The sequence below is a fragment of the Serratia sp. CY37869 genome, from assembly GCF_052168895.1.
GTDB lineage: Bacteria > Pseudomonadota > Gammaproteobacteria > Enterobacterales > Enterobacteriaceae > Serratia > Serratia ureilytica.
The window spans coordinates 1-26,684 of the sequence record NZ_JBJNLU010000002.1 but is presented as its reverse complement, the minus strand read 5'-3'; the positions used below and the strand labels follow the sequence as shown (position 1 = coordinate 26,684).

Genomic DNA, 26,684 nt, shown 5'->3' with positions numbered 1-26,684 from the left:
CGGTTGACGATCAGTCCAGGCGCGGATAGGCATCGGCGATCGTGTCGCCGGTGAAATGCGCCACCCAGCCTTCTGGGTTGTCAAATACCCGGATCGCGGTAAAGTGCGGCGCCGAGCCCATATCGAACCAGTGGCGGGTGTTGGCCGGCACCGAGATCAGATCGTTCTTCTCGCACAGGATCTGGAAGATCTTGCCGTCCAGATGCAGGCAAAACAGCCCCGCCCCTTCAACGAAAAAGCGCACTTCATCCTCGCCGTGCGTGTGTTCGGACAGGAATTTTTCGCGCAGCGCCTGACGCTGCTCGTGGTCCGGCCGCATGCTGATCACGTCCCAACTCTGGTAGCCCTTTTCCGCCACCAGCCGGTCGATCTCATGCTGGTAGGCGGCGATCACCGCCTCCGGCTGCGGGTTGTCGCCCAACTCGCGATCCGCCTGCCAACGCTCAAAGCGCACGCCGATCTGCGCCAGCTGGCGCTGGATTTCCTGCGCGTCGCGGCTCTGCCACAGCGGCTGCTGCGGTGCTGTATCACTGAAAATGGTCAATCCACTCATGAGACAAACTCCCCTAAATCGATGTGATCAAAACGGCTGACCTGCGGATGCCGGCTCTGTGCGTCCGCCTCATCGCGGATCAGCTGGCAGGTATGCCAGCCGGCGGCCTGTGCGGCGTCCAGCTCCTGGTGAATATCGGACAGGAACAGCAGTTCGTCGGGCGCGATGCCGATAGCCTGCGCGATGTTGCGGTACGACGCGGTTTCACGCTTGGCGCCGACGCGGGTGTCGAAATAGCCGCTGAACAGCGGCTGCAGATCGCCGGCGTCGCTGTGGCCGAACAGCAGCTTCTGCGCCTCCACCGAACCGGAGGAATAAACGTAAAGCTTCAGCCCCTGGCGCTGCCAGGCGGCCAACTGCCCGGCGACCTCCGGATAAAGATGTCCGCGGAAGTCGCCCTCGCGATAGCCGCTGCGCCAGATGATGCCCTGCAGCGCCTTGAGCGCGGTGGATTTGCGATCTTCATCCATAAAGCGATACAGCGCGGCGATCAGCGTATCGAGATCCGCCTGCGGCTGGTCAATTTCAGCGCGCAGCGCCGCCAACGGCGCGGCGACTTCGCTCTCCGTGGCGTGACGGCGTACAAAATCCGCCAGCCGCTCGCGGGCATAGGGAAACAGCACCTGATGCACGAAGCGAATATCGCTGGTGGTGCCTTCAATATCGGTCACGATAGCGCGGATCATTTCGCCTCCAGCAAGCGACGTTGCAGTTCACACTGGAACAGGAATTCCAGCCCTTCGAGATGGCGGCGGGCTTCCGCCACCTGACTTCCCCAGCAATAGAGACCGTGGCCGCGCACCAGAAAACCGTACTGCAGCGGCGTGACCTCGGCATAGGCCGCGACGCGCGACGCCAGCCGGGGAATGTCCTGATCGTTATCGAAAATGGGGATCGCCACGCTGTCCAGGTGGCTGCGCTGACCGGCGAGCGACTTTTGCATTTCGTACCCCTGCAGCACCAACGCATCGCCGCGTTCCACCCGCGACAACACGGTGGCGTTGACGGAATGGGTATGCAACACCGCGCCAAAGTGCGGGTACAAGCGATAGAGCAGCGTATGCAGCCCGGTTTCCGCCGACGGCGTACGGCCGCTCGGCACGTGATTGTCAGCGATATCCACCCGCAGAAAATCGGCGGCGCTCAGACTCCCTTTGTCTTTGCCGGACTCGGTGACCAGGCACTGGCGTTCGTCGAGGCGCAGCGACATGTTGCCGCCGGTCGCCGGACACCAGCCTTTGTCGCCAATCCAGTGGCAGGCCGCCAGTAATGCGGTAAGTTGCGGATTCTCCGTCATTGTTATCGTTTCCCGTTCGGTATAGCGGTCAGCAGGTGAGGCTTAGCCGGCTGCGCGACAGGCTAAGCACTTTTTCGCATTTAGCCATCTAAGCGTCTTGATTGCCAAATACTAGCATCGTGTTATATTGACGGCAATATAAGCGCCTGGAGTATTCACCTGCTATGAGCACTTCCGCATTGATTCCCGACAGTAAACTGCCTGCCCTGGGCACCACCATCTTCACCCAGATGAGCGCGCTGGCGCAGCAGCATCAGGCGATCAACCTGTCGCAGGGCTTCCCTGATTTTGACGGGCCGGACTACCTGAAAGCACGCCTGGCCTGGCACGTCGCCCAGGGCGCCAACCAATATGCGCCAATGACCGGCGTGGCGGCGCTGCGCGAAGCCATCGCCGACAAAACCGCCGAGCTGTATGGCTGGCAGCCGGATGCCGGCAGCGAAGTGACCGTCACCGCCGGTGCCACCGAAGCGCTGTTCGCCGCCATCACCGCGCTGGTGCGCCCCGGCGATGAGGTGGTCTGTTTCGATCCGAGCTACGACAGCTACGCGCCGGCGGTGACGCTGGCCGGCGGCGTACTCAAACGCCTCGCCCTGCAGCCGCCCGCATTTGCCGTGGATTGGCAACGGTTCGCCGCCGCGCTGTCGCCGCGCACCCGTCTGGTGATCGTCAATACGCCGCACAACCCGTCCGCCACCGCCTGGCAGGCGGAAGACATGCAGCAGCTGTGGCACGCCATCGCCGAGCGCGAGATCTACGTGCTCAGCGACGAGGTCTACGAACACATCTGCTTCGCCAAAGGCGGGCACGCCAGCGTGTTGGCCCACCCACAATTGCGCCAACGGGCGATCGCGGTGTCCTCCTTCGGTAAAACCTTCCACATGACCGGCTGGAAAGTGGGTTACTGCGTGGCGCCCGCCGCGCTGAGCGCCGAGGTGCGCAAGGTGCATCAATACCTGACCTTCTCGGTCAACACCCCGGCGCAGCTGGCGCTGGCGGATAGCCTGCGCGCCGAGCCGGAGCACTGGCGACAGTTGCCGGCATTCTACCGCGCCAAGCGCGACCGCTTCGTGCAAGCGCTGGCGAGCAGCCGACTGGAAATTTTACCCTGCGCCGGTACATACTTCTTGCTGGCGGACTACAGCGCCATCTCCGATCTGGACGATGTGGCGTTCTGCCATTGGTTAACCGAGCACGTGGGCGTGGCGGCCATTCCGCTGTCGGTCTTCTGTGCCGATCCTTTCCCCCATAAATTGATCCGGCTGTGCTTCGCTAAACAGGACGCCACGCTGGATGCAGCTGCGGAGCGGTTATGTCGACTTTAAAAATTACCCTGTTGCAGCAACCTCTGGTCTGGCGCGACGGCCTCGCTAACCTGGCCGCCTTCGACGCGTTGCTGGCGCCGATCGTCGGGCGCGATCTCATCGTCTTGCCGGAAATGTTCACCACCGGTTTTGCCATGGATGCCGGCGAGAGCGCCCTGCCCGAACAGCAGGTGATCGACTGGCTGCACGGCTGGGCGGTGAAAAGCCACGCGTTGATCGGCGGCAGCGTGGCGCTGAAAACCGCCGAAGGCGCGGTCAATCGCTTCCTGCTGGTGGAGCCGGGCGGCCAGGTGCATGCCTATGATAAACGCCATCTGTTCCGCATGGCCGGCGAACACCTGCACTATCAGGCCGGCAACCGGCGCGAAATCGTCGAGTGGCGCGGCTGGCGCATTCTGCCGCAGATCTGCTACGACCTGCGTTTCCCGGTCTGGGCGCGCTATCAGCAGGATTACGATCTGGCGCTGTACGTCGCCAACTGGCCGGCGCCGCGCAGCCGCCATTGGCAAACGCTGCTGGCGGCGCGGGCGATTGAAAATCAGGTGTATGTGGCGGGCTGCAACCGGGTGGGCGACGATCCGAACGGCCTGAACTACAGCGGAGACAGCCTGATCATCAGCCCGCAGGGCGAGATCCTGGCGGATGCCGAGCCCGGCGCAGCCGCGCGGCTGGACGCCGAGCTGTCGCTGGAAACCCTGCAGAGTTACCGCAGCGCCTTCCCGGCCTGGCGCGATGCCGACAGCTTTCTGCGTCTTGACTGATTAAACGCGATCCCAGCCGGCGATCGCCAGGCAATAGGCCTGGGTCGCCAGCGCTACGTCCGCCTGCCGCACCGCTTCAGCCGGATGGTGGCTGACGCCGCCGGCGCAACGCACGAACAGCATGCCGACCGGCCATTGCGCCGCCACGGCGATGGCGTCATGACCGGCGCCGCTCGGCAGCGCCAGACTCTGCCCCTGTACCTGCTCGACGGCCGCCTGCCAGCGGCGCTGCAGATCGCCATCGCAGGCGGTGGCGTCAATGCGGTAAAACTCCTCGCTGGCGAAGCGCGCTCCGCGGCGTGCGCAGATCGTCTGCGCCTGCGCCAGCAACGTCGCCAACAGCGCCGCCAGCGGCGCATCCTGCGGGCCGCGCACGTCGAGCGTCAATCGCACTTCGCCCGGGATCACGTTGGCCGCGCCCGGCAGGCTCTCGATGCAGCCGACGGTGGCCACCAGATGCGGATCGGCGGCGAGGGTCAACGTTTCAACCGCCGTTATCCATTCCGCCGCGGCCGCCAGCGCGTCTTTGCGCTGCCCCATCGGCACCGTACCGGCATGGCCCGCCTCCCCGCTAAAGACGCAGTTAAGCCGACGCGCGCCGTTGATCGCCGTCACCACCCCCAGCGCCAGGTCGGCCGCCTCCAGACATGGGCCCTGTTCGATATGCAATTCCAGATAAGCGCGGATTTCCTGCGGCGCGCGGCGCGCCTGCGCGATCGCCGTCGGCTCCAGCCCAAAGTCGCGCATGGCCTGCGCGATGCTCACCCCGTCCGCATCAGTCTGCGCCAGCCATTCCTGAGGCCATTGGCCGGTCAAGCCGCGGCTGCCCAGCAACGTCACGCCGAAGCGAGCGCCTTCTTCGTCGGCAAAGCCGATCACCTCCAGCGCCAGCGGCAAACGGCGCCCCTGGCGGTGGTATTGCGCCACCGTTTCCAGCGCCGTGAGCACGCCGAGCATGCCGTCATAGCGCCCGGCGTTGCGCACCGTGTCCAGATGCGAACCGAGCAGCAGCGCGGGGGCGCCGGGCGTTAGCCCTTCATAACGGCCACAGATATTGCCGACGCTGTCTTGCCACACCCGCATGCCGCTCTCGCGCATCCATTCGCCCACCAGAACGTTGGCGCGCCGATGTTCCGCAGACAGATAAAGACGCGTCAGTTTACCGGGCTCCGCGCTGATCGCCGCCAGCTCGTCACAGCGCGCCATCACCCGCGCGGCGGCCTGCTGCGCCTCCTGCGGCGTCATTCTGGCCGTCCTGCATCGTACAGGTTCCAGGCCGCCTGGAGGGCCTCCCCCTGTTGCGTGGCGAAGCCCAACCGGTTCAACACCGCCTCCAGCGCCGCCAGCGTTTGCAGCACGCAATCTTTGCGCGCGTTGTAGCCCATGGTGCCGATGCGCCAGATCTTGCCCTGCAGCGGGCCGAACGAGGTGCCGATTTCGATAGCGAAATCGTTCAGCATCATCTGCCGCACCTGCTCGCCGTGCACCTGCGGCGGGATCATCACGCCGAGCACGTTATTCATGCGGTGCTCGAGATCGCCGAACACCGCCAGCCCCATGCCTTGGATGCCCGCCAGCATCGCCGCGCCGTGCAGCCGGTGGCGGGCAATGGCCTGATCCAGCCCTTCCTCGAGGATCACCCGCGCGCATTCTCGCGCCGCGAACAACATGCTGGTGGCTTCGGTATGGTGATTCAGGCGTTCCGGCCCCCAATAATCCATGATCATGCCGAGGTCGAAATAGTTGGAGTAGATCATCTCGTCGTCGCCGTCGGCATGTTCGGCGGTGCGGATCCCCTCCTCCACGCATTTGCGACGGCGCACGATCTCTTCAAACTGCGGGCTGAGGGTGACCGGCGAACTGCCGGAAGGGCCGCCCAGGCACTTCTGCAGCCCGGCGGAGACCGCATCCAGCCCCCAGGCGTCGGTCTCCAGCGGGTTCCCGCCAAAGGACGCCGTCGCATCGGTATAGAACAGCACGCCGTGGCGGCGGCAGATATCGCCCAGCTCATGCAGCGGCTGCAGCATGGTGGTGGACGTATCGCCCTGCACCGTCAGCAGCAGGCGCGGGCGCACCCGCTTAATCGCGTCTTCGATGCGATCGGCGCTGAACACCTCGCCCCACGGCGCGTCTATCGTGTGTACCTCGGCGCGACAACGGCGGGCAATTTCGCACAGCAGATGTCCGAAGCGGCCGAATACCGGCACCAGCACCTTATCGCCCGGACGAATGGCAGAAACCAGCAGCGCCTCGATGCCGGCGCGCGAGGTGCCGTCCACCAGCATCGTCCAGCGGTTTTCGGTGCGGAACAGCGCGCGATACAGCGCCATGACCTGATTCATGTAACCGGTCATTGCCGGATCGTACTGGCCGATCAGTTGGCTCGACATGGCGCGCAGCACGCGCGGATCGGCGTTGATCGGCCCCGGCCCCATCAACAGGCGCGCCGGCGGGTTAATCTGTTCGAACTGCGGAGTAGTTAGCATGTTATTTCCTTACCAGCTTAATAACTTGTCATTTTATTTGCCGAAATCAGGCTTCTGACAACCCGCGCACAGAAGCGATAAACTGTTTCAATTCCTGCGTTTGCGGATTGGCGAACAGCGTGCGGCTATTTCCCTGCTCCCACACCTTGCCCTGGTGCATAAATACCACCCGGTCGCCCACCTCGCGGGCGAAGCTCATTTCATGAGTGACCAGAATCAGCGTCATGCCCTCTCGCGCCAACTGTTCCAGCACCTTCAGGACTTCACCCACCAGCTCGGGATCCAGCGCCGAGGTGATCTCATCGCACAGCAACACCTTCGGTTTCATCGCCAGCGCCCGGGCGATCGCCACCCGCTGCTGTTGCCCGCCGGAAAGGTTGGCCGGCGCGTAATGCATGCGCTCACCCAATCCCACCTTGTTCAGCATCTGTTCGGCCAACTCGCGGCACTCGGCAGCGCTTTTTTTCAGCACCCGGCGCGGCGCCAGCATCACGTTTTCCAGCGCCGTCATATGCGGGAACAGGTTGAAGTTCTGAAACACCATGCCAATCGAGCGGCTGATTTCACGCGCCTGCGAATCGCGATCGGTGATGGTCATGCCGCCCAGTTTGATGCTCCCTTCCTGATACCCTTCCAGCCCGTTGATGCAGCGCAATAGCGTGCTTTTACCAGACCCGCTGCGGCCGATGATCGACACCACCTGCCCCATGTCGATATCCAGATCCACGCCCTTCAACACATGATTCTGACCGTAATATTTTTGAACCTGATTAATGGTGATGATCGGCATGGCATTTCTTCTCCAGATAATGGCTGTAACGCGACAAGGGATAGCACATCAGGAAATAGCCCAACGCGACCAGACCAAACACCTTGAAGGGCTGATAAGTCACATTGTTCAGCATGGTGCCGGCCTTGGTCAGCTCGACGAAGCCAATGATCGACGCCAAGGCGGTGCCCTTGATCACCTGAACCGAGAAACCGACGGTCGGCGCAATGGCGATACGCACCGCCTGCGGCGTGATGACGCGCATCAGCGTCTGCGTGAAACTCAGCCCGAGACAACGGGCTGCCTCCCACTGACCTTTCGGCAAGGCGGCGATGCTGCCGGACCAGATATCCACCAGAAAAGCGCTGGTGAATAGCGTCAGCGCCAGCGCGGCCGCGGTCCATGGGCTGACGTCGACGCCGAACAGCGCCAGACCGAAAAACGCCAAAAACAGCTGCATCAGCAGCGGCGTGCCCTGAAACAGTTCAGCGTAAACGCGGACAAAACGCATTGCCCAGCGGCGCTTGCTCAGGCGCATCAACACCAGCGGCAGCGCCACCAGCGTGCCGCCGAAGAACGCCGTCAACGACAGCAGCAGCGTCCAGCGAGCCGCCAACAGCAGATTGCGCACGATGTCCCAATCGGTAAACGTCAGCATCAGTTCCGGCTCCCTAAAAAACGCCGCCCGGCGGCCAGTAACAGTTGACGCATCAACAGCGACAACAACAGATAAAGCAGCGCCGTCACCAGATAGACTTCAAAGCTGAGGAAGGTGCGCGACTGGATCAGGTTGGCGGCGAAGGTCAGCTCTTCGAATGAGACCTGCGACACCACCGAGGATCCCAGCATCACGATGATGCACTGGCTCACCAACGCCGGATAAATACGCTGCAGCGACGGCGGCAGTACGATGCGTAAAAAGGTCTGGCTGCGGCTGAGCCCCAACACGCGCCCCGCTTCCCACTGCCCCTTCGGCGTGACCTGAATGCCGGCACGAATAATTTCGGTGCTGTAGGCGCCAAGGTTGATCACCATCGCCAGCAGCGCCGCCTGCCCGGCCGTCAGTTTCCAGCCCAGGCTCGGCAGGCCGAACACGATGAAGAACAACTGCACGACGAACGGCGTGTTGCGCACCACTTCGACGTAAACGCCCCAGAGGCGGCTCAGCGCGCCGGCCCGGCCACTGCGGATCGCCGCGCCGCAAATGCCCAACGCAACCCCCATCAACGTCGCCAGCGCCGTCAGCGCCATCGTCGTCAGTAACCCCGCCAACAGCTCAGGCATGTAGGGCCAGAGCGCGGAGAAATTCAGCTGATAGGTCATCCGCCGCTCCCGTTATGCGCCAAAACCATCGGGCAGCGGCGCCTTCAACCATTTCTCCGACAGGCCATTCAGCGTCTTGTCCGCCAGCGCCTGTCCAATCAGCGCATCCACCGCCGCTTTCAAGGCCGGTTCTCCCTGGCGCAACCCCACAAAGCACGGCGAATCTTTCAACATGAACTTGGCGGCCGGCGCCTTGCCCGGATTCTGGCGCGCCAGGGCACTCACCACCATGTTACCGGTGGCGATGTACTGCACCTGCCCGGAGAGATAGGCCGACAGCGTCGTGTTGTTATCCTCATAACGCTTGATCTGCGCCCCTTTAGGCGCGCCGTCGCTCAGAACCATATCCTCCACCGCACCGCGCGTGACGCCGACGGTCTTGCCATCGAGCTGCGCCATGTCCGCCAACGCGCCGTCTTTAGGACCAAAGACCCCCAGGAAGAACGGCGCATAGGCGCGGCTGAAAGCGATGGTCTTTTCACGCTCCGGATTTTTGCCCAGGCTGGAGATCACCAGATCCACTTTATTGGTCTGCAGATAAGGCACCCGGTTGGCGCTGGTGACCGGCACCAACTGCAACTTAAGTTTCATCTTATCGGCCAGATAACGCGCCATATCTATGTCATAACCCTGGGGCTGCAGATCGGTGCCCACCGAGCCGAATGGCGGGAAATCCTGCGGCACCGCCACGCGCAGGACGCCGCGCTGCCGGATCTCTTGCAATTGATCCGCCATGGTCGGCGCGGCCTGCGCCAGCAAGGCGATCCCAGTGAAAACCGTCCACAGCGTTTTTTTGATGTTCATAGCGTATCCCCGATGGTGAAAAGATGAAACAAAAGATTCTTACACCACAAGCTTTGCAACTAATGTGCCAATCGAAAATACGTCGAACCCATGCCTTAACTGGCGATGATTAACGAGAAAAAACCTGCCGGCCTCAGCGGGCCGGCGACGGAGAAAGGGAAAGCAGGCAGGCCAAATACGCACCAAAAATGTGCATCAGCACCAAAAAAGCGCCGGTTAGCGCGGTTCCAGTTCGTCCAAATCCTGATACAGACCGGCAATATGATGAATACGCGATCGCCCCTGCTCCAACATCTCATGCAGCAGGGCGTTACTGAGCAGGTTACATAAGCTCATGGCGGCTGAATAGCTGTCGAAGGCGGAGACGCTGTCCAGCGAAGCGGCCAAATGCCAGTCCGCCAGCGGGATCAGCGACTGCGCCTGCGGTTCGCAGATCAACAGCGTCGGCACCCGGCGAGTTTGCAGCTGCGTCAGTATCGCCTTGAGCTGACGCGGCCGGCGCCGAAACGCCACCACCACCGCCATATCCTGCGGCGCGAGATCCACCAGCTCCTCCGCCAGCGTCTGGCCGGGCTGCGGCATCAGCAGCACCCGCTCCCGCACCTGCATCAGCTGCTGACGCAGATGCATGGCTATCGGATAGCTGTTGCGAAACCCCAGCAGCGCGACCCGCCGTGCCCGCGCCAACGCGGCGATCACCGCGCCGAATTGCTCCACATCGAGATGGCTCACCCAGTGCGAGAGGTTAGCCATTTCCTGCTTGTAATGCCGCGCCAGCAGCGTATTGCCCTGCACCGCATGCCTCTCGTCGGTCACCGGCATGCCGCTCTGGCGCAGGGTGCGCAGCTCAGCGCGCATGTCCTTGTAGCTGCGATACCCCAACCGCTTGAACAGCCTGCTGACCGTGGCTTTAGAAACCCCGCTCAAGCGCGCCAGCTCGGCGCTGTTGTAACTGATCAGGTCATCGAAATGATCGAGGATAAAGTCGGCGACGCGCTGTTCCTGCGGCGCCAATTGCGGATATTCGTTGCGCAGGCGTTCATCGAAGGGCTGCATCATCACTCTCGCTGTAACTTTTGTTTCACCGGAACATAGCACGCCCCGGCCCCTCTCTGACAAGCAATTAATCGTCCTGATTAAAAGTGGAACGCCTCTTGCTTCTGTTACCCAAACGCTCACCTCAGACAAGGGCAGAAACATGATTAACAGCAATACCGCGCCACAGGGCATGGCGGTCACGCCACACCATCTCGCCAGCGAAAGCGCGCTGGCGGTGCTGCGCGAAGGCGGCAACGCCATTGAGGCGATGGTGGCCGCCGCCGCGACCATCGCCGTGGTCTATCCGCACATGAACGGCATCGGCGGTGACGGTTTCTGGCTGATCGTGCCGCCGCAGGGCGAGCCGCTGACCATCGACGCCAGCGGCGCCGCCGGCTCGCTGGCGACGCCGGCGCTGTACGCCGGAGAAAGCCGCATCCCGCAGCGCGGCCCAAAAGCGGCGTTGACCGTGGCCGGCACCGTCGGCGGCTGGCAGGAGGCGTTGGCCTATTCGGCCGAACTGGGCGAAACGCCGCTGCCGCTGTCGCGGTTGCTCGCCGACGCCATACGCTACGCCGCCGACGGCATTCCGGTCACCGCCTCCCAAGAGGCGGCGACGCGCAGCAAACGCCACGAGCTGGAGGAGTTCGCCCCCTTCGCCCGCATTTACCTGCCGCAGGGAAAGATCCCGCTTGCCGGCCAACGATTCTGCCAACCGCAGCTGGCCGATACGCTGATCGCACTGAGTGAGGACGGGCTCGACAGTTTTTATCGCGGGCCGCTGGCTGAAAGCATGGCGGCGGACATGGCGATGTTGGGCATGCCGCTCACCGCTCATGATCTGGCGAGTTATCGGCCATGCCGCCGTCCTCCGCTGCGCCTGGAACACCAAAAAGGTGAAATATTCAATCTGGCTCCCCCGACCCAAGGGCTGGTGTCGCTTGCCATCCTCGGGCTAACCGACCGTCTGCCGCTGGTCGGACAGAGCGAAGGCGCCGTGGTGCACGCCGTGGTCGAGGCCACCAAGCTGGCGTTCGATCTGCGCGACCGTTTCATCACCGATCCGCGCCACATGACGCAGGATCCGCAGGCGCTGCTGGCGGCCGACCATTTGGATAGGCTGGCCGGGCGCATCGACGGCCAAAAAGCGGCCGACTGGGGCCAGGGCAAAGGACCCGGCGATACGGTCTGGATGGGGGTGATGGACAGCAGCGGGCTGGCGGTCTCCTTCATTCAGAGCATCTACCACGAATTCGGCAGCGGCATGGTACTGCCGAACAGCGGCGTCCTGTGGCAAAACCGCGGCGCCTCTTTCAGCCTGGACGCCGATCATCTGCTGGCGCTGGCGCCGGGCAAGCAGCCGTTCCATACGCTGAACCCGGCCGCCGCCCGGCTGTATGACGGACGCACGCTGATCTACGGCTCGATGGGCGGTGACGGCCAGCCACAGACTCAAGCGGCGTTGTTCGTGCGGCACGTGGTGCAAGGGCTGCCGCTGCAGCAGGCGATCAGCGCGCCGCGCTGGCTGCTGGGGCGAACCTGGGGCGAAAGTTCGGACTCGTTGAAGCTTGAGGGGCGCTTTAACGCGGCGACCCTCGACTATCTGCGACAGCGCGGCCACGCCGTTGAACTGCTGCCAGCGTTCAGCGAAACGGTCGGCCATGCCGGCGCCATCGTACGCCACACCAACGGCATGTTCGAAGGCGCTTTCGATCCGCGAAGCAACGGCAGCGCCGCCGGCTTCTGACTCTCTTATTTATCGGGATCGCTTATGAACAATCAACACGCCGCCGATTGGGCGGCCTATATCCACCAGATGGAAAACGTGCTGGCCGTGGAACTGGACGATGTCCGCCGCCGAGAACTGTTGAAACAGATCGAACGCATCGCCGCGCTGGCCGAACCGCTGATGGCCTTACCGCTGGATCCGCGCCAGGAAATCGCGGGGGTATATCGCCCATGAACCCCTTAAGCGCCCTGTCACTCGCCGAGATCCGTACGGCCCTTGAACGCGGCGCGCTCTCGGCGCGCGAGATCGTCCGGCATACGCTCGATCACATCGACCGTCAGAATCCCGCGCTGAACGCCTTTACGCACATCACCCGGGAACGCATGCAAAAAGAAGCCGATCGCCTCGACCGTTCGCGCGCGCTTGGGCAAACGCTGCCCGCTTTGGCCGGCATTCCCTATGCGGTAAAAAATCTGTTCGACGTCGCCGGAGAAACCACGCTGGCCGGTGCCCGCCTGTTCAGCGATCGGCCACCGGCCGACCGCGACGCCTGGGGCGTCTCCCGGCTGGCGGATCAAGGCGCGTTGCTTTGCGGCATGTTGAACATGGACGCCTACGCCTACGGTTTCACCACCGAGAACAGCCATTACGGCGCCACCCGAAACCCGCATGACCTCGGGCGCATCGCCGGCGGCTCTTCGGGCGGCTCGGCCGCAGCGGTGGCGGCCGGCCTGGTGACCTTTTCGCTCGGCAGCGACACCAATGGCTCAATACGCGTGCCCGCCTCGCTGTGCGGCATTTATGGTCTGAAACCGACCTTCGGCCGTCTTTCGCGCAGCGGCAGCCAGCCGTTTGTCGACAGCCTGGATCACATCGGCCCATTCGCCCGCCGGGTGCACGATCTCGCGACGGTGTATGACGCGATGCAGAGCATCGACGCCGAGGATCCGTTCCAGAGCGATCGGCCGATTTCCCGCACCGAAGCGTTGCTGGCACAGGGCAGCCAGAACCTGCGCTGCGCCGTGTTAGGCGGCTATTTCCTGCAATGGTGCAATGATGACGCCAAAGCCGCAGTCAACCAGGTGGCGCAAGCGCTGGCAGCCAGCGCCGAAGTCGAGCTGCCGCAGGCCGAGCTGGCCCGTTCGGCGGCCTTTATCCTCAGCGCCTCAGAGGGCGGCCATCGCTATCTGCCGCAGTTGCGCAGCCAACCCGAACGCTTCGAGCCACTGTCGCGAGAACGACTGCTGGCCGGCGCCATGCTCCCCGCCACCTGGTATTTGCAGGCACAACGCTTTCGTCACGCGTTTCGCCGGCAAGCCGCGCCGCTGTTCAAGCACTGGGACATTTTGATCGCCCCGGCGACGCCGTGCAGCGCCACGCCGATCGGCCAGGAAACGATGCGCATCAACGGCGTCGATCTGCCGATCCGCGCCAGTATGGGCATGCTGACGCAGCCGATTTCCTTCCTTGGCCTGCCGGTCGTGACGGTTCCTTTGAAAAGCGCATCCGGTCTGCCGATCGGCCTGCAACTGATCGCCCCGCCGTGGCGCGAAGATTTGGCGCTGCGCGCCGCCTATGCGCTGGAATGCGCCGGCGTCGCCACTTGCGTCTGCAAACAGGAGTAATCAATGAACAGTGAACATATCGATCGGCCGGCGGTGCTGGCGGAGGTCAACGCCGCCTTTTACCGCTATGAGCAGGCGTTAATCAGCAATGACATCGATGTGCTGGACGAGTTGTTCTGGCACGACGCGCGCACGGTGCGCTATGGCGCCACCGAAAGCCTCTACGGTATCGACGAAATCCGCGATTTTCGTCAACGGCGCCCGGCCAACGGACTGGAGCGGCTGTTGGAAAACACCCAAATCACGACTTTTGGTGAAGATATGGCGGTGGCCAGCACGGAATTTCATCGGCCGGGCAGCAACCGCAGGGGGCGGCAAATGCAAACCTGGGTCAAGCTGCCCTGTGGCTGGCGCATCGTAGCGGCGCACGTCAGCCTGCTCGACGCGCCTTAGGCCTCCAGGCGGTAGAGCCCATGATGGAGGCGCACGGCGGCGGCCGACTCAGCACCAATAGGCCATGAAGTTAACGGTGGAGCGATCCAGATCGCGTTCGCCAATCAGGTAACGCCGCAGCGTTTTCACCGCGGAAGATTCGGCCGCCACCCAGGCATAGAAAGCGTTGCTTCCGGCCGCCCGCTCCCACAACACCTCATCGCTCAGGCTGCTTTCCGCCAGGGACTGCGCTTGCGCACAGGCCGATGCGGGGATATCCACCCGCTGGCGCACCGCTTCCACCAGCAGCGTGCCGTGCACCAGCTGGCGGCCGACGTCACGCGGCAGCCAATAAACGTCGGCGAACGGGAAATGCGCCAAATCCAGGCAATCCGCCGCCACCGGCACCTCGAAAAACGCCTGCACCCGCGGCGGATTGGCCTGCTGCGCCAGCTGTTCCAGAATCGCCATCGCCGCCGGCACCGCCGTCTCATCGGCGATCAACAGCGCCTGCTGCAACTGCGCCGGCGGCACCCATTCGTAGCCGCCGCTGTCGCCGTCGAAGTCACCGTTGGGGGCGACCGTTTGAATCGTGTCTCCGGGTTCGGCATGGGTCGCCCAGGCTGAAGCCGGGCCGTTCACGCCATGCAGCACGAACTCGACGTCCATCTGATTCTGCTCGCGGCGCAGCGCACGCAGCGTATAGGTGCGCATTACCGGACGCTGTTCTTTGGGGAGCGCCATGTAATCGCCGTACCAGTCCGGGCCGTTGGCCAACGGCGTGATCTTGCCGTCCGCCGCCGGGAACAGCAGTTTGATGCGCTGGTCAGGCGCTTCCAGCTTCATGCGATGAACATCCGCACCTTCAAACACGCAGCGCAGCAGCGAGGGCGAAATCAGCGTTTTGCTTTTCAGGGTGATATCAAAAATTCTGTAGCTGGCGGACATGTTCTCGACTCTCCGGCAACGGCTGTCGCTTTTACGTATGACCGATCGGCTGCCGTGTTGGCGGCGTGGCCGCGCGATCGCGCAGCGGATAAATGTTAATAAAACTAATTAATTACGTTAATGCATAGCAAAAAATCATATCATGATTTTATTGATAACAAGAAACGTTATTGATAAAAGAAGCATTCTCAAAAAACAACGTAACGACAATATCACCTGGGAAATAACGATGAAACGCAAACCTCTTTGGGTATTAAACCCATGTCTGCTGGCGTTGCTTGCGCCGGCGGCCTGGGCAGAAGATCAGAAAAACGGCAGCGAAGAGCAGGTGGTCGTCTCCGCCAGCCGTTCGCACCGCAGCGCGGCGGAAATGGCGCAGACGACATGGGTGATCGAAAGTCAGGAGATCGAACAGCAGGTCCAGGGCGGCAAAGAGATCAAGGACATGTTGGCTCAGCTGATCCCCGGCATGGACGTCAGCGGCCAGGGCCGCACCAACTATGGCATGAATATGCGCGGCCGTTCGATGATGGTGATGATCGACGGCGTACGCCTGAACTCGTCGCGCAGCGACAGCCGCCAGTTGGATTCGATCGACCCGTTCAATATCGACCATATTGAGGTGATTTCCGGCGCGACCGCACTGTACGGCGGCGGCAGCACCGGCGGCCTGATCAATATCGTGACCAAGAAAGGACAGAAAGAGCAGCAGGTCGAATTGCAGGTCGGCGGCAAAACCGGCTTCGGCGGCCATAACGATCACGACGAGAACGTGGCGGCGGCGGTCAGCGGCGGCAACGACAACGCCTCGGGGCGGCTGTCCGTTTCTTACCAGCGTTACGGCGGCTGGTACGACGGCAAAGGCAACGAGGTGCTGATCGACAATACTCAAACCGGCCTGCAGTATTCCAATCGCCTCGATGTGATGGGCACCGGCACCCTCAACATCGACGATCATCAACAGCTGCAGCTGACCACCCAATACTACAAAAGCCAGTCCGACGGCGATCACGGCCTGTTTCTGGGGGAAAACTTCGCGGCGGTGACCGGCAACGCCAAGGCGTACAACAGCGGTAACTTAAACTCCGATCGCATCCCCGGCACCGAGCGCCACCTGATCAACCTGCAATATTCCAACACCGATTTCCTCGGCCAGGATCTGGTGGCGCAGGTCTACTACCGCGACGAAACGTTGACCTTCTACCCCTTCCCAACGCTGGCGGGCAAAGCGCCGAACTATTACGTCAGCAGCATTGGCGCTTCGCAGCAAAAAACCGATTTTTACGGCGGCAAACTGACGTTAAACAGCAAACCTGTCGACGCGCTGACGCTGACTTACGGCATCGACGCCGAGCATGAAAGCTTCAACGCCAACCAGCAGTTCTTCAACCTGGCGAAGGCCCAACAGTCCGGCGGCATGACGCTGGAGAACGCTTACGGCACCGGCCGCTACCCGAGCTATACCACCAGCAACCTGGCGTCGTTCCTGCAGGCCAGTTACGACATCAATCCCATCTTCACCCTGAGCGGCGGCGTGCGTTACCAGTACACCGAAAACAAGATCGACGACTTCGTCGGCTATAACCAGCAGCAGGCGATCGCCACCGGCGCCGCCGCCTCCGCCGACGCCATCCCGGGAGGGAAAACCGACTACAACAATGCGCTGTTCAACGCCGGTCTGTTGGCGCACTTGACCGAGCGTCAGCAAACCTGGTTCAACTTCTCTCAGGGCTTCGAGATCCCGGATCCGGGCAAATATTACGGCAACGGCACCTACGCGTTGAACGGCGGCCATTACCAGTTGCTGAAGAGCGTCAACGTCGGCGATTCCAAGCTGGAAGGCATCAAGGTCAACGCCTACGAGCTGGGCTGGCGCTATACCGGCGATAACCTGCGCACGCAAATCGCCGCCTACTACTCGTTGTCCGACAAGAGCATCGCCATCAACAAAACCGACATGACCATTAACGTCAATGCGGACAAGCGGCGCATCTATGGGCTGGAAGGTGCGGTGGACTACTTCTTCGAAGACAGCGACTGGAGCGCCGGCACCAACTTCAACTTCATCCGTTCTGAAACCAAGGTCAACGGCGAATGGAAGAAGCTGGTGGTCGATACCGCCAGCCCATCGAAAGTCACCGCTTACGTCGGCTGGGCGCCGGGCGACTGGAATCTGCGCTTGCAGTCGCAGCAAACCTTCGACGTGTCGGACGACGGCGATTATACCAAGGCCAACTCCACCCAAGGCCGCAAAATAGATGGCTACAACACCCTCGATTTCCTCGGCAGCTATGCCCTGCCGGTGGGGAAAATCAGCTTCAGCGTGGAAAACCTGTTGGATAAGGAGTACACCACCGTTTGGGGCCAACGCGCGCCGATCCTGTACAGCCCGACCTACGGCTCACCTGAGCTGTACAGCTATAAAGGCCGCGGACGCACCTTCGGTTTGAATTACTCGGTGTTGTTCTGAGGATAAGGGGCCGGTCTGCCGGCCCCGTTCCCTGGGCCGCACCGTTTTGCCGAGAGCGGAAACGACGAAGCCCTGAGTTATCGCTAACTCAGGGCTTCTGAATAGTGGCGGAACGGACGGGGCTCGAACCCGCGACCCCCTGCGTGACAGGCAGGTATTCTAACCAACTGAACTACCGCTCCGCGCCATTCCCTCTTGCGGGGGAACGAGGCGCATATTACGGACGCCTCTCGGTTCCGTCAACGCCTTTTTCTCCGCAAATGAACCGTTTGCACAGTTTTTCAACGAAGGGTCGCCCGGTGCGTTTTTTTCGTGCAAAAACGCCGTTATTCCGCCGGCGCCCCGCGCCACAGGCAGCTGCCGCCCTTCTTCGCCACCAGATCCAGACGCGCCTCGTGCGCCTTTATTTCTTCGTCGCTGGCGTAGACCACTTTCATCGCCGTAGCCGGGCGGACGATACGCTGTATTTCTTGCGCGGCATCGTTTTGCTGGGTGTCGCCTTCCATTTGGAACGCTATCGACGTCTGACCGCCGGTCATCGCCAGATAGACTTCCGCCAGGATCTCGGCATCGAGCAATGCGCCGTGCAGCGTACGCTTGCTGTTGTCTATCTCATAGCGGCTGCACAAGGCATCGAGGTTGTTGCGCTTGCCCGGGAACAGGCGGCGCGCCATCATCAGGCTGTCGGTGATGGTGCAGAAGGTCTCGGTCTTCGGGATCCCCTGCTGCAGCATGCGGAATTCGTGATCCATAAAGCCGATATCGAACGCCGCGTTATGGATCACCAGCTCGCCGCCGCGGATAAAGTCGAGGAATTCGTCGGCAACCTGATCGAAGGTCGGTTTGTCGGCCAGGAAGTCGTCGCTGATGCCGTGTACGCCGTACGCTTCCGGATCCACCAGCCGATCCGGCTTGATGTATACGTGGAAGTTGCGCCCGGTCAGGCGGCGGTTAATCACTTCCACCGCACCGATTTCGATGATGCGGTGCCCTTCGTAGTGCACCCCAAGCTTGTTCATACCGGTGGTTTCGGTATCGAGGACAATCTGTCTGGTGGTTGTAGAGATCATATTGCAGTGCTCACAGCGCTCGTTTATGTCAGACTTGGCTTTTATAAAACTGATAGGAAGAGTCTACCAGAGATGCTCAAACAGGTAGAAATTTTCACCGACGGCTCCTGCCTTGGCAACCCTGGCCCCGGTGGCTACGGCGCGATACTGCGCTATAAGCAGACGGAAAAAACCTTCAGCGAAGGATTTCGTCTGACCACCAATAACCGCATGGAAATGATGGCGGCGATCGTGGCGCTGGAAGCGCTGACGGTGCCTTGCGCCGTGACGCTCAGCACCGACAGCCAGTACGTGCGCCAGGGCATTACCAGCTGGATCCATAACTGGAAGAAACGCGGTTGGAAAACCGCCGACAAAAAACCGGTCAAGAATGTCGATCTGTGGCAGCGGCTGGATCAGGCCATTCAGCGCCACACCGTTAAATGGGAGTGGGTCAAGGGCCACGCCGGCCACCCGGAGAACGAACGCTGCGACGAGCTGGCGCGCGAGGCGGCGGGTAAACCGACGCAAGATGACGTCGGCTACCAACCGGAAGCCTAAGGCAGCTTGCGATAACTCTTGGTCGCGCCCACCGCGCGGCTGAGAGACGGCTTTCTCGCCCCCAGTTTCATCGGCGTGGGCGTCAGCGGCAAGGTGCGCTTGCGCGCCACAATCACGCTCATGCAGCCCAGCGCCGGCAAATGGGTGCATAAAAACTTGCCGCCCTTGCGGTGCCACGGCAGCACGTGAAAACGCGCCTGGTGCAACACCTCGTAATTCAGCAGGCTGAGCCAATCCAACAACCGCATCTGGGTAAACATGCGGCTGACATAGGGCTGACGATGACGCAATCCGGGCACCAGCTTGCCCAATCCCAGCAGGCTGAACGGATTGAAGCTGCTGACAACCAGCCAGCCATCGTCGATCAACACCCTATCCACCTCACGCAGCATGCGATGCGGATCGTCCGCGTAGGACAGCGTATGCGCCAACAGGCAGGCATCCACCGATTTGGCGGCGAACGGCAGTTGATAGGCGTCGGCGATCACCTGCAGCCCTTCCCCCTCCAGCCCTACGTTGACCTGGTGGGAGATTGCGCATTTATCCGTGGCCAGCTCGGCGCTGAGCATGCCCATCTTCAGCAGATGGAAACCGAACAGCTTGGGCCACCAGGGTTGCAACTGCCGCTCGAGCGCTTCACGATAGTACTCCCCCCACGGCAGCTCAGCCCAGGACTGCGGGCCGGTGAGCTTTTGTAGAGTATGGGCTGGTTTCATGATTTATTATCTTCTTTCAAGCCGTTGCCAACGAGAGGTACACCATGAATCTTATCAGCATTCCCGCCTTCCAGGACAATTACATTTGGTTATTGGATGACCGGCAGGGGCGCTGCATTATCGTCGATCCGGGTGAAGCGCGGCCGGTGCTCGAGGCGCTGCAGCGCCTGCAGCTGGCGCCGTCGGCGATCCTGCTGACCCACCACCACCACGATCACGTCGGTGGCGTGGCGCAGATTGTCGCGCAATACCCGGGCCTGGCGGTCTACGGGCCGCAGGAAACCGCTGGCAAAGGCGCGAACCACATCGTCCACGACGGCGACACCTTTAACATTGATGGCCGCCAATACAAGACTATCGCCGTTCCCGGCCATACGCTGGGCCATGTGGCATTCTATAGTGCCCCTTATCTGTTCTGCGGCGACACCATTTTCTCCGCCGGCTGCGGCAGGCTGTTTGAAGGCACCGCAAAACAAATGTACGACTCATTTCAACAACTCGCGCAACTTCCCGATAACACCTTAATTTGCTGCGCGCATGAATATACTCTTTCAAATCTTAAGTTTGCGCGGGCTATTTTGCCGGAAGATCGAGAGATTGAAACATATCAACAACATGTTGAAGCGTTAAGGGCAAAAGGCCAAGCTAGCGTGCCGACCACGTTGCAATTAGAGCGCAAAATTAACCTGTTTTTACGTTGCCATGACACTGATTTACAAAAGAAATTAGGCTTTAATTCACCACCAGAAAGCCTTCATTCAGTTTTTTCTGAATTACGCCTGCGGAAAGATAACTTCTAAGCTTTTAGTTGTGTTATTTGGCGAAGCAAAGTATTATTGCTCGTCTTTTAAGCAACTACATTGACACACACATGAAGGCTAAAGCGATATTTCTCGCCTCGGTCTTGCTAGTGGGTTGCCAGTCGTCCAGGCAGGACGCACCGGCGCCAGAACAGCATGCACAGAGTTTGTCTTCGGCTGGTCAAGATGGTGAAGCAGGAGAGTACACAGGAAATGGCCGAGCGAGCTCGGCGCGGTGGTTGGATAACAACAGTCCCGCCGCGCAACAGGACCTGTGGAACTTCATTAGCGACGAGCTGAAGATGGAGGTTCCGGAAAATTCCCGGATCCGTGATCAGAAAAGAAAGTACTTAAAAAGTAAGAGCTATCTCCACGATGTAACATTACGGGCAGAGCCGTACATGTACTGGATAGTCGGGCAGATTAAGAAACGTAATATGCCGATGGAACTGGTACTGCTACCCATAGTGGAGAGCGCTTTTGACCCACACGCCACGTCAAGTGCCAACGCCGCAGGGCTATGGCAAATCGTGCCGCAAACGGGTCGCAATTATGGTTTGAAAAACAATCAGTGGTATGACGGTCGACGCGATGTCGTCGCCTCGACAACCGCTGCGCTTAACATGATGCAGCGCTTGAACCGCATGTTTAACGGCGACTGGTTACTGACCGTAGCCGCCTATAACAGTGGTGAAGGCCGCGTGATGCAAGCGGTGAAGGCAAACAAACGCCAGGGTAAGCCAACCAATTTCTGGGCATTGTCGCTTCCGCGTGAAACGTCAATCTATGTCCCGAAAATGCTGGCGCTGAGCGACATCATCAAGAACAGCAAGAAGTACGGCGTGAAACTCCCGAAAACGGATGAAACCCGTGCGCTGGCTCGTATCGATGTCGGGCAGCAGATCCAGCTGACTCAGGCGGCTGAGATGGCTGGGCTTTCAGTCACCAAGATGAAAGCGTATAACCCAGGCTACAAAAAAGGCGTTACGGCACCCAACGGGCCCCATTACATCATGGTTCCCAAAGGGCATGCCGATCAGCTGAAAGACTCGCTGGCCGATGGCCAGATGGCCGTGACTCAGCCAACGACGCAGTTGGCGAAGAACAGCGGTTTGTCCGGTGGCAGTTCGTATAAAGTGCGCTCCGGCGACACCTTATCGGCCATAGCCAAGCGGCTGAACGTTAAGACCAGCGATTTGCAGAGTTGGAACAACTTACGCGCCAAGAGCGCCTTAAAAGTTGGGCAAACCCTGCAAGTGGCCAGCAATACTGGCAGTAACAGCAGTATCACCTACCAGGTTCGTAAAGGTGATTCGCTCGCCAGTATCGCACGTCGTCACGGCGTCGATATTAACGACGTGATGCGTTGGAATTCAACGCTAGCCAAAGGCAACCTGCAGCCAGGTCTGAAGCTGACCCTGTTTGTCGGCAACAAGATGACGCCGGATACTTAAATGTTCGGCACAAAAAAAGCACCCTTCGGGGTGCTTTTTTATTAGCTGCGATTCACCATACCGGCGAGTCTTTCTCCGGGTGAAACTCCACCAACAGCGGGTTGTGATCCGACGCGCTGGTCACCAGCACCGACGCCTCCACCACTCCCAGATTGCGGTAAAATACGAAATCCAGTGGACGACCGAAGGCCTTGCGGCGATGGTCGTCGGTGAAACTCACCTCGCGCAGCGCCATCTCTCCGGCAAAGTCATACAGTGCATTGATGCGCTTGCGGCTCCAGGCGTTGAAATCCCCCGCCATAATCACCGGCCCCCGGTGACTGGCGATCTGTTCGCCTATCGGCCCCAACTGCTTGCTGTAGACGTCGACACCCAGGCTAAAGTTCACCGCATGGATGTTCACCACCATCAACAGTTCGCCGTTGTACAGCGGATAAACGGTGATCAGGGCCGACTTGGAAAGCCGCAGCAGCGGCTCCCGCTCACGCAGCGGGCAACAGTAAACAGGATGAGCGGCAGCCAGCGTCATCACGCCGGAAGGGTGCTGCGGCAGCACAAAGGCCGGCACCTGATCGGCCGCCAGATAGTTGGCGGTAGCGTAGCTCACCAACTCTGGCGTGGTTTGCGCCTCTTGCAACAATACCAGCTGCGCGTCTTTGCCATGGTTTTTCAGCACCGAAAGCCAGTCGGCTCGCTGCTGTTTGAAAATATTCCATACCATGACGCGCAGGGCGCCGGTCGTCGGCAGCGCCGCCCCTGGCGGCAACGGCTGGTTAACGGCACCAGGAAAGATTCGCTCAACTGGCTGACCTGCAACATACCTCATTGCATAAGTTCGTTTCGGCACGCGATTCGCCTATTACCCATTAACATGAAAACTGGCGATGAACACTCGCCAACGATGAATTGATTATACGCCTACCCTGCATAGAGGGCATGGCTTTTGCGGGCATCACCTTTTCAGTTATAGGGGCCGCCTGCAGCGATTTCAATCTTCTGACGGTATAGCTGTGTAAAGGTGAGGGGTAATAGGTGAAAAATGCGAAAAGGCCCGCAAAATGCGGGCCAGGCAGCAAGAGTTTTACGTATTAAGCCGTTTGCAGCTGAGACTTTTTATCCAGGCGACCGCTGAAGCTAACCAGTAACAATGCAACCACCACGATCAACGCGCCAATCCAGGGGGTCTGCGCCAGCCCCAGTGAGGCAACGGTCTGGCCGCCAATCACCGAGCCGAGCGCAATGCCGATGTTGAACGCCGCGATGTTGAGACCGGACGCCACATCCACCGCATTTGGCGTGTATTGCGTGGCTTTCTGCACCACATACACCTGCAGCCCCGGCACGTTGCCGAAAGCGAACACGCCCATCACAATCACCGTCAGCAACGCGGCAATACTGTGGCTGGCGGTAAACTGGAACACCAGCAACAAAATGGCCAGCGCGGCAAAGATAAAGCTCAGCGCACGCACGGCCCCATGACGATCGGCCAGCTTGCCTCCCCAGATGTTACCCACCGCCACCGCGACGCCATAAGCCAATAGTATCCAGCTCACGGTCGGAGCAGAGAAGCCGGCCAGTTCCTGCATCATCGGCGCAAGGAAGGTAAAGGTCGTGAAGACCCCGCCGTATCCCAATGCGGTAATCGCGTAAATCAGCAGCAGACGAGGATGAGTCAGCACTTTCAGCTGTTCCCGCACGCCGGCGCTGCCCTGGTTCTTGATATTGCTCGGTACCAGAATAACGCTGGCCAGCGTGGCGACAGCGCCAATCAGAGAAACGGCCAGGAAGGTCTCACGCCAGCCAAACTGCTGGCCGATGAACGTCCCCAGCGGTACGCCGGTCACCAACGCCACCGTCAGGCCACCAAACATGATGGCGATGGCGGAGGCCGCCTTCTCTTTCGCCACCAGGCTAGTGGCGATAGTGGAGCCGATAGAGAAGAACACGCCGTGCGCCAGGCCGGTCAACAACCGAGCCACTACCAGCGATTCATAGCTGGGTGACTGCCAGGCCAGCAGGTTGCCGAGAGTGAACAGCACCATCAGGCCAACCAGCAGCAGTTTGCGAGGTATGCGGCTGGTCAGGGCCGTCAGCACCGGCGCGCCAATGGCCACGCCGAGGGCATAGATAGTCACCAGCAATCCAGCGGACGGTACGGTCACCCCAAGCTGCTCCGCGATAGTCGGGATCAACCCGACAATCACGAACTCGGTCGTGCCGATAGCAAAAGCGCTGATGGTTAAGGCAAGTAATGCGAGTGGCATTTTTTACTCCGAAATAGCATTCAAGTTGATGACGGCTATTATCGGCCTATGCTTAAATGATAAAAATGCTCAAAATTTCAAATTAACTTTGCTATCGGAGCAAAAATGAAAGCAAACTCTGACGAGTTGATCACCTTTGTCACCGTCGTAGAAAGCGGCAGCTTCAGCCGGGCGGCCGAACGCCTGGAACAAGCGAACTCCGTAGTCAGCCGAACGGTGAAAAAACTGGAAAGCAAACTGGGCGTAACGTTGCTCAACCGCACCACGCGCCAAATCAGCCTGACTCAGGAAGGAGAGAATTACTTTCGCCAGGTGCAGAAGGTACTGAACGACATGGCCGCGGCGGAAAATGCGCTGATGGAAAGCCGCCAGCGCCCGCAAGGCCTGCTGCGCGTCGATGCGGCAACGCCGGTGGTGCTGCATATGCTGACGCCTTTAGTGGCCGAGTTCCGCGAACGTTATCCAGAAATGTCGTTATCGCTGGTGTCTTCGGAAAACTTTATCAATCTGATCGAGCGAAAAGTGGATATCGCGATCCGCGTAGGCGAGCTGACCGATTCTACGCTGAAAGCACGCAAACTGATGACCAGCTACCGACATGTGCTCGCCTCCCCCGCTTATCTGGCTCAGCACGGCACGCCGCTAACGGTAGAAGATCTTGCACATCACTGCTGTATCGGTTTCAACGACCTGCCCAGCTTGAACCGTTGGCCACTGGCTTGTTCAGATGGCAGCCAGTTGGAAATCACCCCCGGTTTGACCACCAATAGTGGAGAAACCCAGCGCCATCTCTGTCTGCATGGCAACGGTATCGCCTGCCTGTCCGACTTTATGAGCGACGAAGATATCAAACGTGGAGATTTGGTCCCGATTCTGGTGGAAGCGACACTGCCGGTCGCCATGCCGATCAACGCGGTTTACTACAGCGACAGCGCCGTCAGCAACCGTCTGCGCAGCTTTATTGATTTTGTGAGTGAATACCTGAAACGATAAAAAAGGCGCCCCGATGGACGCCTTATGCTGACTACTGCGAGGAATGATTAATCCCAGTTTGGCGCCAGACCTTCCGGGCTAACCAGACGGCCGTTGCACTCCAGTGTGGCGATCTGCGCCATATCTTCGTCGGTCAGCGTCAGTTGCTGCGCCAACAGGTTGCTCGCCAGGTTTTCACGCTTGGTAGAGGATGGAATAACCGCATAGCCCAGCTTCAGTGCCCAAGCCAGGACAACCTGTGCAGGGGTCGCATTGTGACGTGCGGCGATGCTTTTGATCGTTTCATCCTGCAGCGCTTTGCCATAGGCCAATGTCATGTAAGAAGTGATGGCGATGCCATGCTGCTGCGCGAATGCTACCACCTTACGGTTCTGCAAGAACGGTGACAACTCGATTTGGTTGGTGGCGATTTCATCGGCGCCAATCGCGTCAATCGCTTGCTGCATCAAGTCGATGGTGAAGTTAGATACGCCAATTTGGCGGGTCAGCCCCAGCTTTTTCGCTTCCAGCAGCTCAGCCATAAATTCGGCAACCGGCACTTCGTCATTGGGTGACGGCCAGTGGATCAGCGTCAGATCAACGTAGGACGTTTGCAGTTTTTTAAGGCTTTCTTGCAGGCTTGGGATCAACGTGCCTTTCGCCAGGTTCGCGATCCAAATCTTGGTGGTGATGAACAGGTCTTCACGTTTCACACCGCTGGCAGCGATAGCCTGGCCAACAGCCGCTTCGTTTTCATAGATCTGTGCGGTATCGATAGTACGGTAGCCCAGCTCAAGTGCGGTGCTGACAGAATCGATAACAACCTGATCCTGAAGGCGGAAAGTACCTAAACCAAATGCAGGGATGCTCATAATGTTTTCTCTCATTAACGGGTAAATGTGGTATGAGGAAGATTATGGCAACTTTTTTATTGATCAAAAACGCCTGGTTCGGCATAAGACTTTTGATCTAAAGGCAACAATATCGGGAGATAAGGCGGTAAGGAAGGACAATTCCGGCCTGAAAAGCGCAAAATATAGATATGAAAAAGCCCTGAGTCAGAGACTCAGGGCTTATCAATTAAGTGGCGGAACGGACGGGGCTCGAACCCGCGACCCCCTGCGTGACAGGCAGGTATTCTAACCAACTGAACTACCGCTCCACCGATTCTTTTACGTTGTATCTTTCGATACCGGCAATATCGCGCTTTGCGACTTGCGCATTACCAGTCGTCACACTGATAACGTTTATTTGATGCCTGGCAGTGTCCTACTCTCGCATGGGGAGACCCCACACTACCATCGGCGCTACGGCGTTTCACTTCTGAGTTCGGCATGGGGTCAGGTGGGACCACCGCGCTATTGCCGC

27 protein-coding genes, 2 tRNA genes and 1 rRNA gene are annotated in these 26,684 nt (G+C 60.0%); 11 read left to right on the top strand and 19 right to left on the bottom strand.

Translation table 11 applies throughout. The features are described from left to right. Positions 1-10: 10 nt before the first annotated feature. From ACJ8J1_RS10305 to ACJ8J1_RS10295, 3 genes are read right to left on the bottom strand one after another with little or no spacing between them, the layout of a single operon-like run. The gene (locus ACJ8J1_RS10305; RefSeq protein WP_033641961.1) at positions 11-553 is read right to left on the bottom strand and encodes a 1,2-dihydroxy-3-keto-5-methylthiopentene dioxygenase; all 543 of its coding nucleotides are present in this window, start codon (positions 551-553) and stop codon (positions 11-13) included. Then, the gene (mtnC, locus tag ACJ8J1_RS10300) at positions 550-1,239 is read right to left on the bottom strand and encodes an acireductone synthase (protein ID WP_033641960.1); all 690 of its coding nucleotides are present in this window, start codon (positions 1,237-1,239) and stop codon (positions 550-552) included. Before mtnC ends, ACJ8J1_RS10305 begins: the two co-directional genes overlap by 4 nt. After that, entirely contained in the window at positions 1,236-1,850 is a 615-nt protein-coding gene (locus ACJ8J1_RS10295) for a methylthioribulose 1-phosphate dehydratase (RefSeq protein WP_033641959.1), read from the bottom strand. The genes mtnC and ACJ8J1_RS10295 overlap by 4 nt, the downstream gene beginning before the upstream one ends. A 164-nt stretch (positions 1,851-2,014) precedes the next feature. Between ACJ8J1_RS10295 and ACJ8J1_RS10290 the strand changes: the two genes are divergently transcribed. Next, entirely contained in the window at positions 2,015-3,175 is a 1,161-nt protein-coding gene (locus ACJ8J1_RS10290; protein WP_033641958.1) for a pyridoxal phosphate-dependent aminotransferase, read from the top strand. After that, complete coding sequence (locus ACJ8J1_RS10285; RefSeq protein ID WP_033641957.1) at positions 3,163-3,936, top strand: amidohydrolase; 774 nt, start codon at positions 3,163-3,165, stop codon at positions 3,934-3,936. The genes ACJ8J1_RS10290 and ACJ8J1_RS10285 overlap by 13 nt, the downstream gene beginning before the upstream one ends. On the opposite strand, the gene hpxK is transcribed toward ACJ8J1_RS10285, so the two are convergent. The 7 genes from hpxK to ACJ8J1_RS10250 form a co-directional block, all read right to left on the bottom strand. Beyond that, positions 3,937-5,181, bottom strand: a complete 1,245-nt coding sequence (gene hpxK / locus ACJ8J1_RS10280; protein WP_033641956.1) for an allantoate amidohydrolase — start codon at positions 5,179-5,181, stop codon at positions 3,937-3,939. After that, positions 5,178-6,422 (bottom strand): pyridoxal-phosphate-dependent aminotransferase family protein, encoded by a 1,245-nt coding sequence (locus ACJ8J1_RS10275; protein WP_033641955.1) that lies wholly within the window; start codon positions 6,420-6,422, stop codon positions 5,178-5,180. The genes hpxK and ACJ8J1_RS10275 overlap by 4 nt, the downstream gene beginning before the upstream one ends. A 46-nt stretch (positions 6,423-6,468) precedes the next feature. Next, entirely contained in the window at positions 6,469-7,212 is a 744-nt protein-coding gene (locus ACJ8J1_RS10270) for an amino acid ABC transporter ATP-binding protein (protein ID WP_033641954.1), read from the bottom strand. Beyond that, entirely contained in the window at positions 7,193-7,849 is a 657-nt protein-coding gene (locus ACJ8J1_RS10265) for an amino acid ABC transporter permease (protein WP_033641953.1), read from the bottom strand. Before ACJ8J1_RS10265 ends, ACJ8J1_RS10270 begins: the two co-directional genes overlap by 20 nt. Further along, a complete protein-coding gene (locus ACJ8J1_RS10260; protein ID WP_033634112.1) occupies positions 7,849-8,514 on the bottom strand; it encodes an amino acid ABC transporter permease in 666 nt (221 codons plus the stop codon). Before ACJ8J1_RS10260 ends, ACJ8J1_RS10265 begins: the two co-directional genes overlap by 1 nt. A gap of 12 nt (positions 8,515-8,526) precedes the next feature. Continuing rightward, on the bottom strand, positions 8,527-9,318 hold the full coding sequence (locus ACJ8J1_RS10255; protein WP_033641952.1) for a transporter substrate-binding domain-containing protein: 792 nt from the start codon (positions 9,316-9,318) through the stop codon (positions 8,527-8,529). Positions 9,319-9,534: 216 nt separating this feature from the next. Continuing rightward, positions 9,535-10,374 carry a MurR/RpiR family transcriptional regulator gene (locus ACJ8J1_RS10250; RefSeq protein WP_033644199.1) on the bottom strand — a complete coding sequence of 280 codons (840 nt, stop codon included), beginning with the start codon at positions 10,372-10,374 and terminating at the stop codon, positions 9,535-9,537. Between the two features lie 142 nt (positions 10,375-10,516). Between ACJ8J1_RS10250 and ACJ8J1_RS10245 the strand changes: the two genes are divergently transcribed. From ACJ8J1_RS10245 to hpxZ, 4 genes are read left to right on the top strand one after another with little or no spacing between them, the layout of a single operon-like run. Next, positions 10,517-12,103: a gamma-glutamyltransferase family protein gene (locus ACJ8J1_RS10245; protein WP_033641951.1), complete on the top strand. Its 1,587-nt coding sequence runs from the start codon at positions 10,517-10,519 to the stop codon at positions 12,101-12,103. Between the two features lie 24 nt (positions 12,104-12,127). Then, positions 12,128-12,319 carry an oxalurate catabolism protein HpxX gene (hpxX, locus tag ACJ8J1_RS10240; protein WP_033641950.1) on the top strand — a complete coding sequence of 64 codons (192 nt, stop codon included), beginning with the start codon at positions 12,128-12,130 and terminating at the stop codon, positions 12,317-12,319. Next, complete coding sequence (locus ACJ8J1_RS10235) at positions 12,316-13,710, top strand: AtzE family amidohydrolase (protein ID WP_033641949.1); 1,395 nt, start codon at positions 12,316-12,318, stop codon at positions 13,708-13,710. The genes hpxX and ACJ8J1_RS10235 overlap by 4 nt, the downstream gene beginning before the upstream one ends. Before the next feature lie 3 nt (positions 13,711-13,713). After that, complete coding sequence (hpxZ, locus tag ACJ8J1_RS10230; RefSeq protein WP_033641948.1) at positions 13,714-14,103, top strand: oxalurate catabolism protein HpxZ; 390 nt, start codon at positions 13,714-13,716, stop codon at positions 14,101-14,103. Between the two features lie 48 nt (positions 14,104-14,151). Here hpxZ and ACJ8J1_RS10225 read toward each other — a convergent pair whose 3' ends face one another. Then, complete coding sequence (locus ACJ8J1_RS10225; protein WP_033641947.1) at positions 14,152-15,030, bottom strand: siderophore-interacting protein; 879 nt, start codon at positions 15,028-15,030, stop codon at positions 14,152-14,154. Between the two features lie 229 nt (positions 15,031-15,259). Here ACJ8J1_RS10225 and ACJ8J1_RS10220 point away from each other — a divergent pair, with 229 nt between their 5' ends. After that, positions 15,260-17,500: a TonB-dependent siderophore receptor gene (locus tag ACJ8J1_RS10220; RefSeq protein WP_033641946.1), complete on the top strand. Its 2,241-nt coding sequence runs from the start codon at positions 15,260-15,262 to the stop codon at positions 17,498-17,500. A gap of 105 nt (positions 17,501-17,605) precedes the next feature. Here the strand turns inward: ACJ8J1_RS10220 and ACJ8J1_RS10215 are convergent. Continuing rightward, positions 17,606-17,682: transfer RNA gene (locus ACJ8J1_RS10215), tRNA-Asp, on the bottom strand. A 144-nt stretch (positions 17,683-17,826) separates the two neighbouring features. Continuing rightward, a complete protein-coding gene (gene dnaQ / locus ACJ8J1_RS10210; RefSeq protein WP_033641945.1) occupies positions 17,827-18,570 on the bottom strand; it encodes a DNA polymerase III subunit epsilon in 744 nt (247 codons plus the stop codon). Positions 18,571-18,642: 72 nt separating this feature from the next. On the opposite strand from dnaQ, the gene rnhA reads away from it, so the two are divergent. Then, positions 18,643-19,110: a ribonuclease HI gene (gene rnhA / locus ACJ8J1_RS10205; protein WP_033641944.1), complete on the top strand. Its 468-nt coding sequence runs from the start codon at positions 18,643-18,645 to the stop codon at positions 19,108-19,110. On the opposite strand, the gene ACJ8J1_RS10200 is transcribed toward rnhA, so the two are convergent. After that, positions 19,107-19,826 (bottom strand): class I SAM-dependent methyltransferase, encoded by a 720-nt coding sequence (locus ACJ8J1_RS10200; protein ID WP_033641943.1) that lies wholly within the window; start codon positions 19,824-19,826, stop codon positions 19,107-19,109. The genes rnhA and ACJ8J1_RS10200 overlap by 4 nt on opposite strands. 44 nt (positions 19,827-19,870) lie before the next feature. Here ACJ8J1_RS10200 and gloB point away from each other — a divergent pair, with 44 nt between their 5' ends. Next, the gene (gene gloB, locus ACJ8J1_RS10195) at positions 19,871-20,626 is read left to right on the top strand and encodes a hydroxyacylglutathione hydrolase (protein WP_033641942.1); all 756 of its coding nucleotides are present in this window, start codon (positions 19,871-19,873) and stop codon (positions 20,624-20,626) included. 71 nt (positions 20,627-20,697) lie between these two features. Beyond that, positions 20,698-22,080, top strand: coding sequence for a murein transglycosylase D (mltD, locus tag ACJ8J1_RS10190; RefSeq protein ID WP_033641941.1), 1,383 nt, complete (start codon positions 20,698-20,700; stop codon positions 22,078-22,080). 52 nt (positions 22,081-22,132) lie between these two features. On the opposite strand, the gene ACJ8J1_RS10185 is transcribed toward mltD, so the two are convergent. Beyond that, a complete protein-coding gene (locus ACJ8J1_RS10185) occupies positions 22,133-22,927 on the bottom strand; it encodes an endonuclease/exonuclease/phosphatase family protein (RefSeq protein ID WP_025160092.1) in 795 nt (264 codons plus the stop codon). A 241-nt stretch (positions 22,928-23,168) separates the two neighbouring features. Continuing rightward, the gene (locus ACJ8J1_RS10180; RefSeq protein WP_033641940.1) at positions 23,169-24,344 is read right to left on the bottom strand and encodes an MFS transporter; all 1,176 of its coding nucleotides are present in this window, start codon (positions 24,342-24,344) and stop codon (positions 23,169-23,171) included. Between the two features lie 105 nt (positions 24,345-24,449). Here ACJ8J1_RS10180 and yafC point away from each other — a divergent pair, with 105 nt between their 5' ends. Beyond that, complete coding sequence (gene yafC, locus ACJ8J1_RS10175) at positions 24,450-25,337, top strand: DNA-binding transcriptional regulator YafC (RefSeq protein WP_004930183.1); 888 nt, start codon at positions 24,450-24,452, stop codon at positions 25,335-25,337. A gap of 47 nt (positions 25,338-25,384) precedes the next feature. Here yafC and dkgB read toward each other — a convergent pair whose 3' ends face one another. From dkgB to rrf, 3 genes are all read right to left on the bottom strand, one after another. Next, a complete protein-coding gene (dkgB, locus tag ACJ8J1_RS10170; protein WP_033641939.1) occupies positions 25,385-26,188 on the bottom strand; it encodes a 2,5-didehydrogluconate reductase DkgB in 804 nt (267 codons plus the stop codon). A 213-nt stretch (positions 26,189-26,401) separates the two neighbouring features. Further along, positions 26,402-26,478, bottom strand: a tRNA-Asp gene (locus ACJ8J1_RS10165). 94 nt (positions 26,479-26,572) lie between these two features. Next, positions 26,573-26,684: ribosomal RNA gene (gene rrf, locus ACJ8J1_RS10160) — 5S ribosomal RNA — on the bottom strand; the annotation flags it as partial.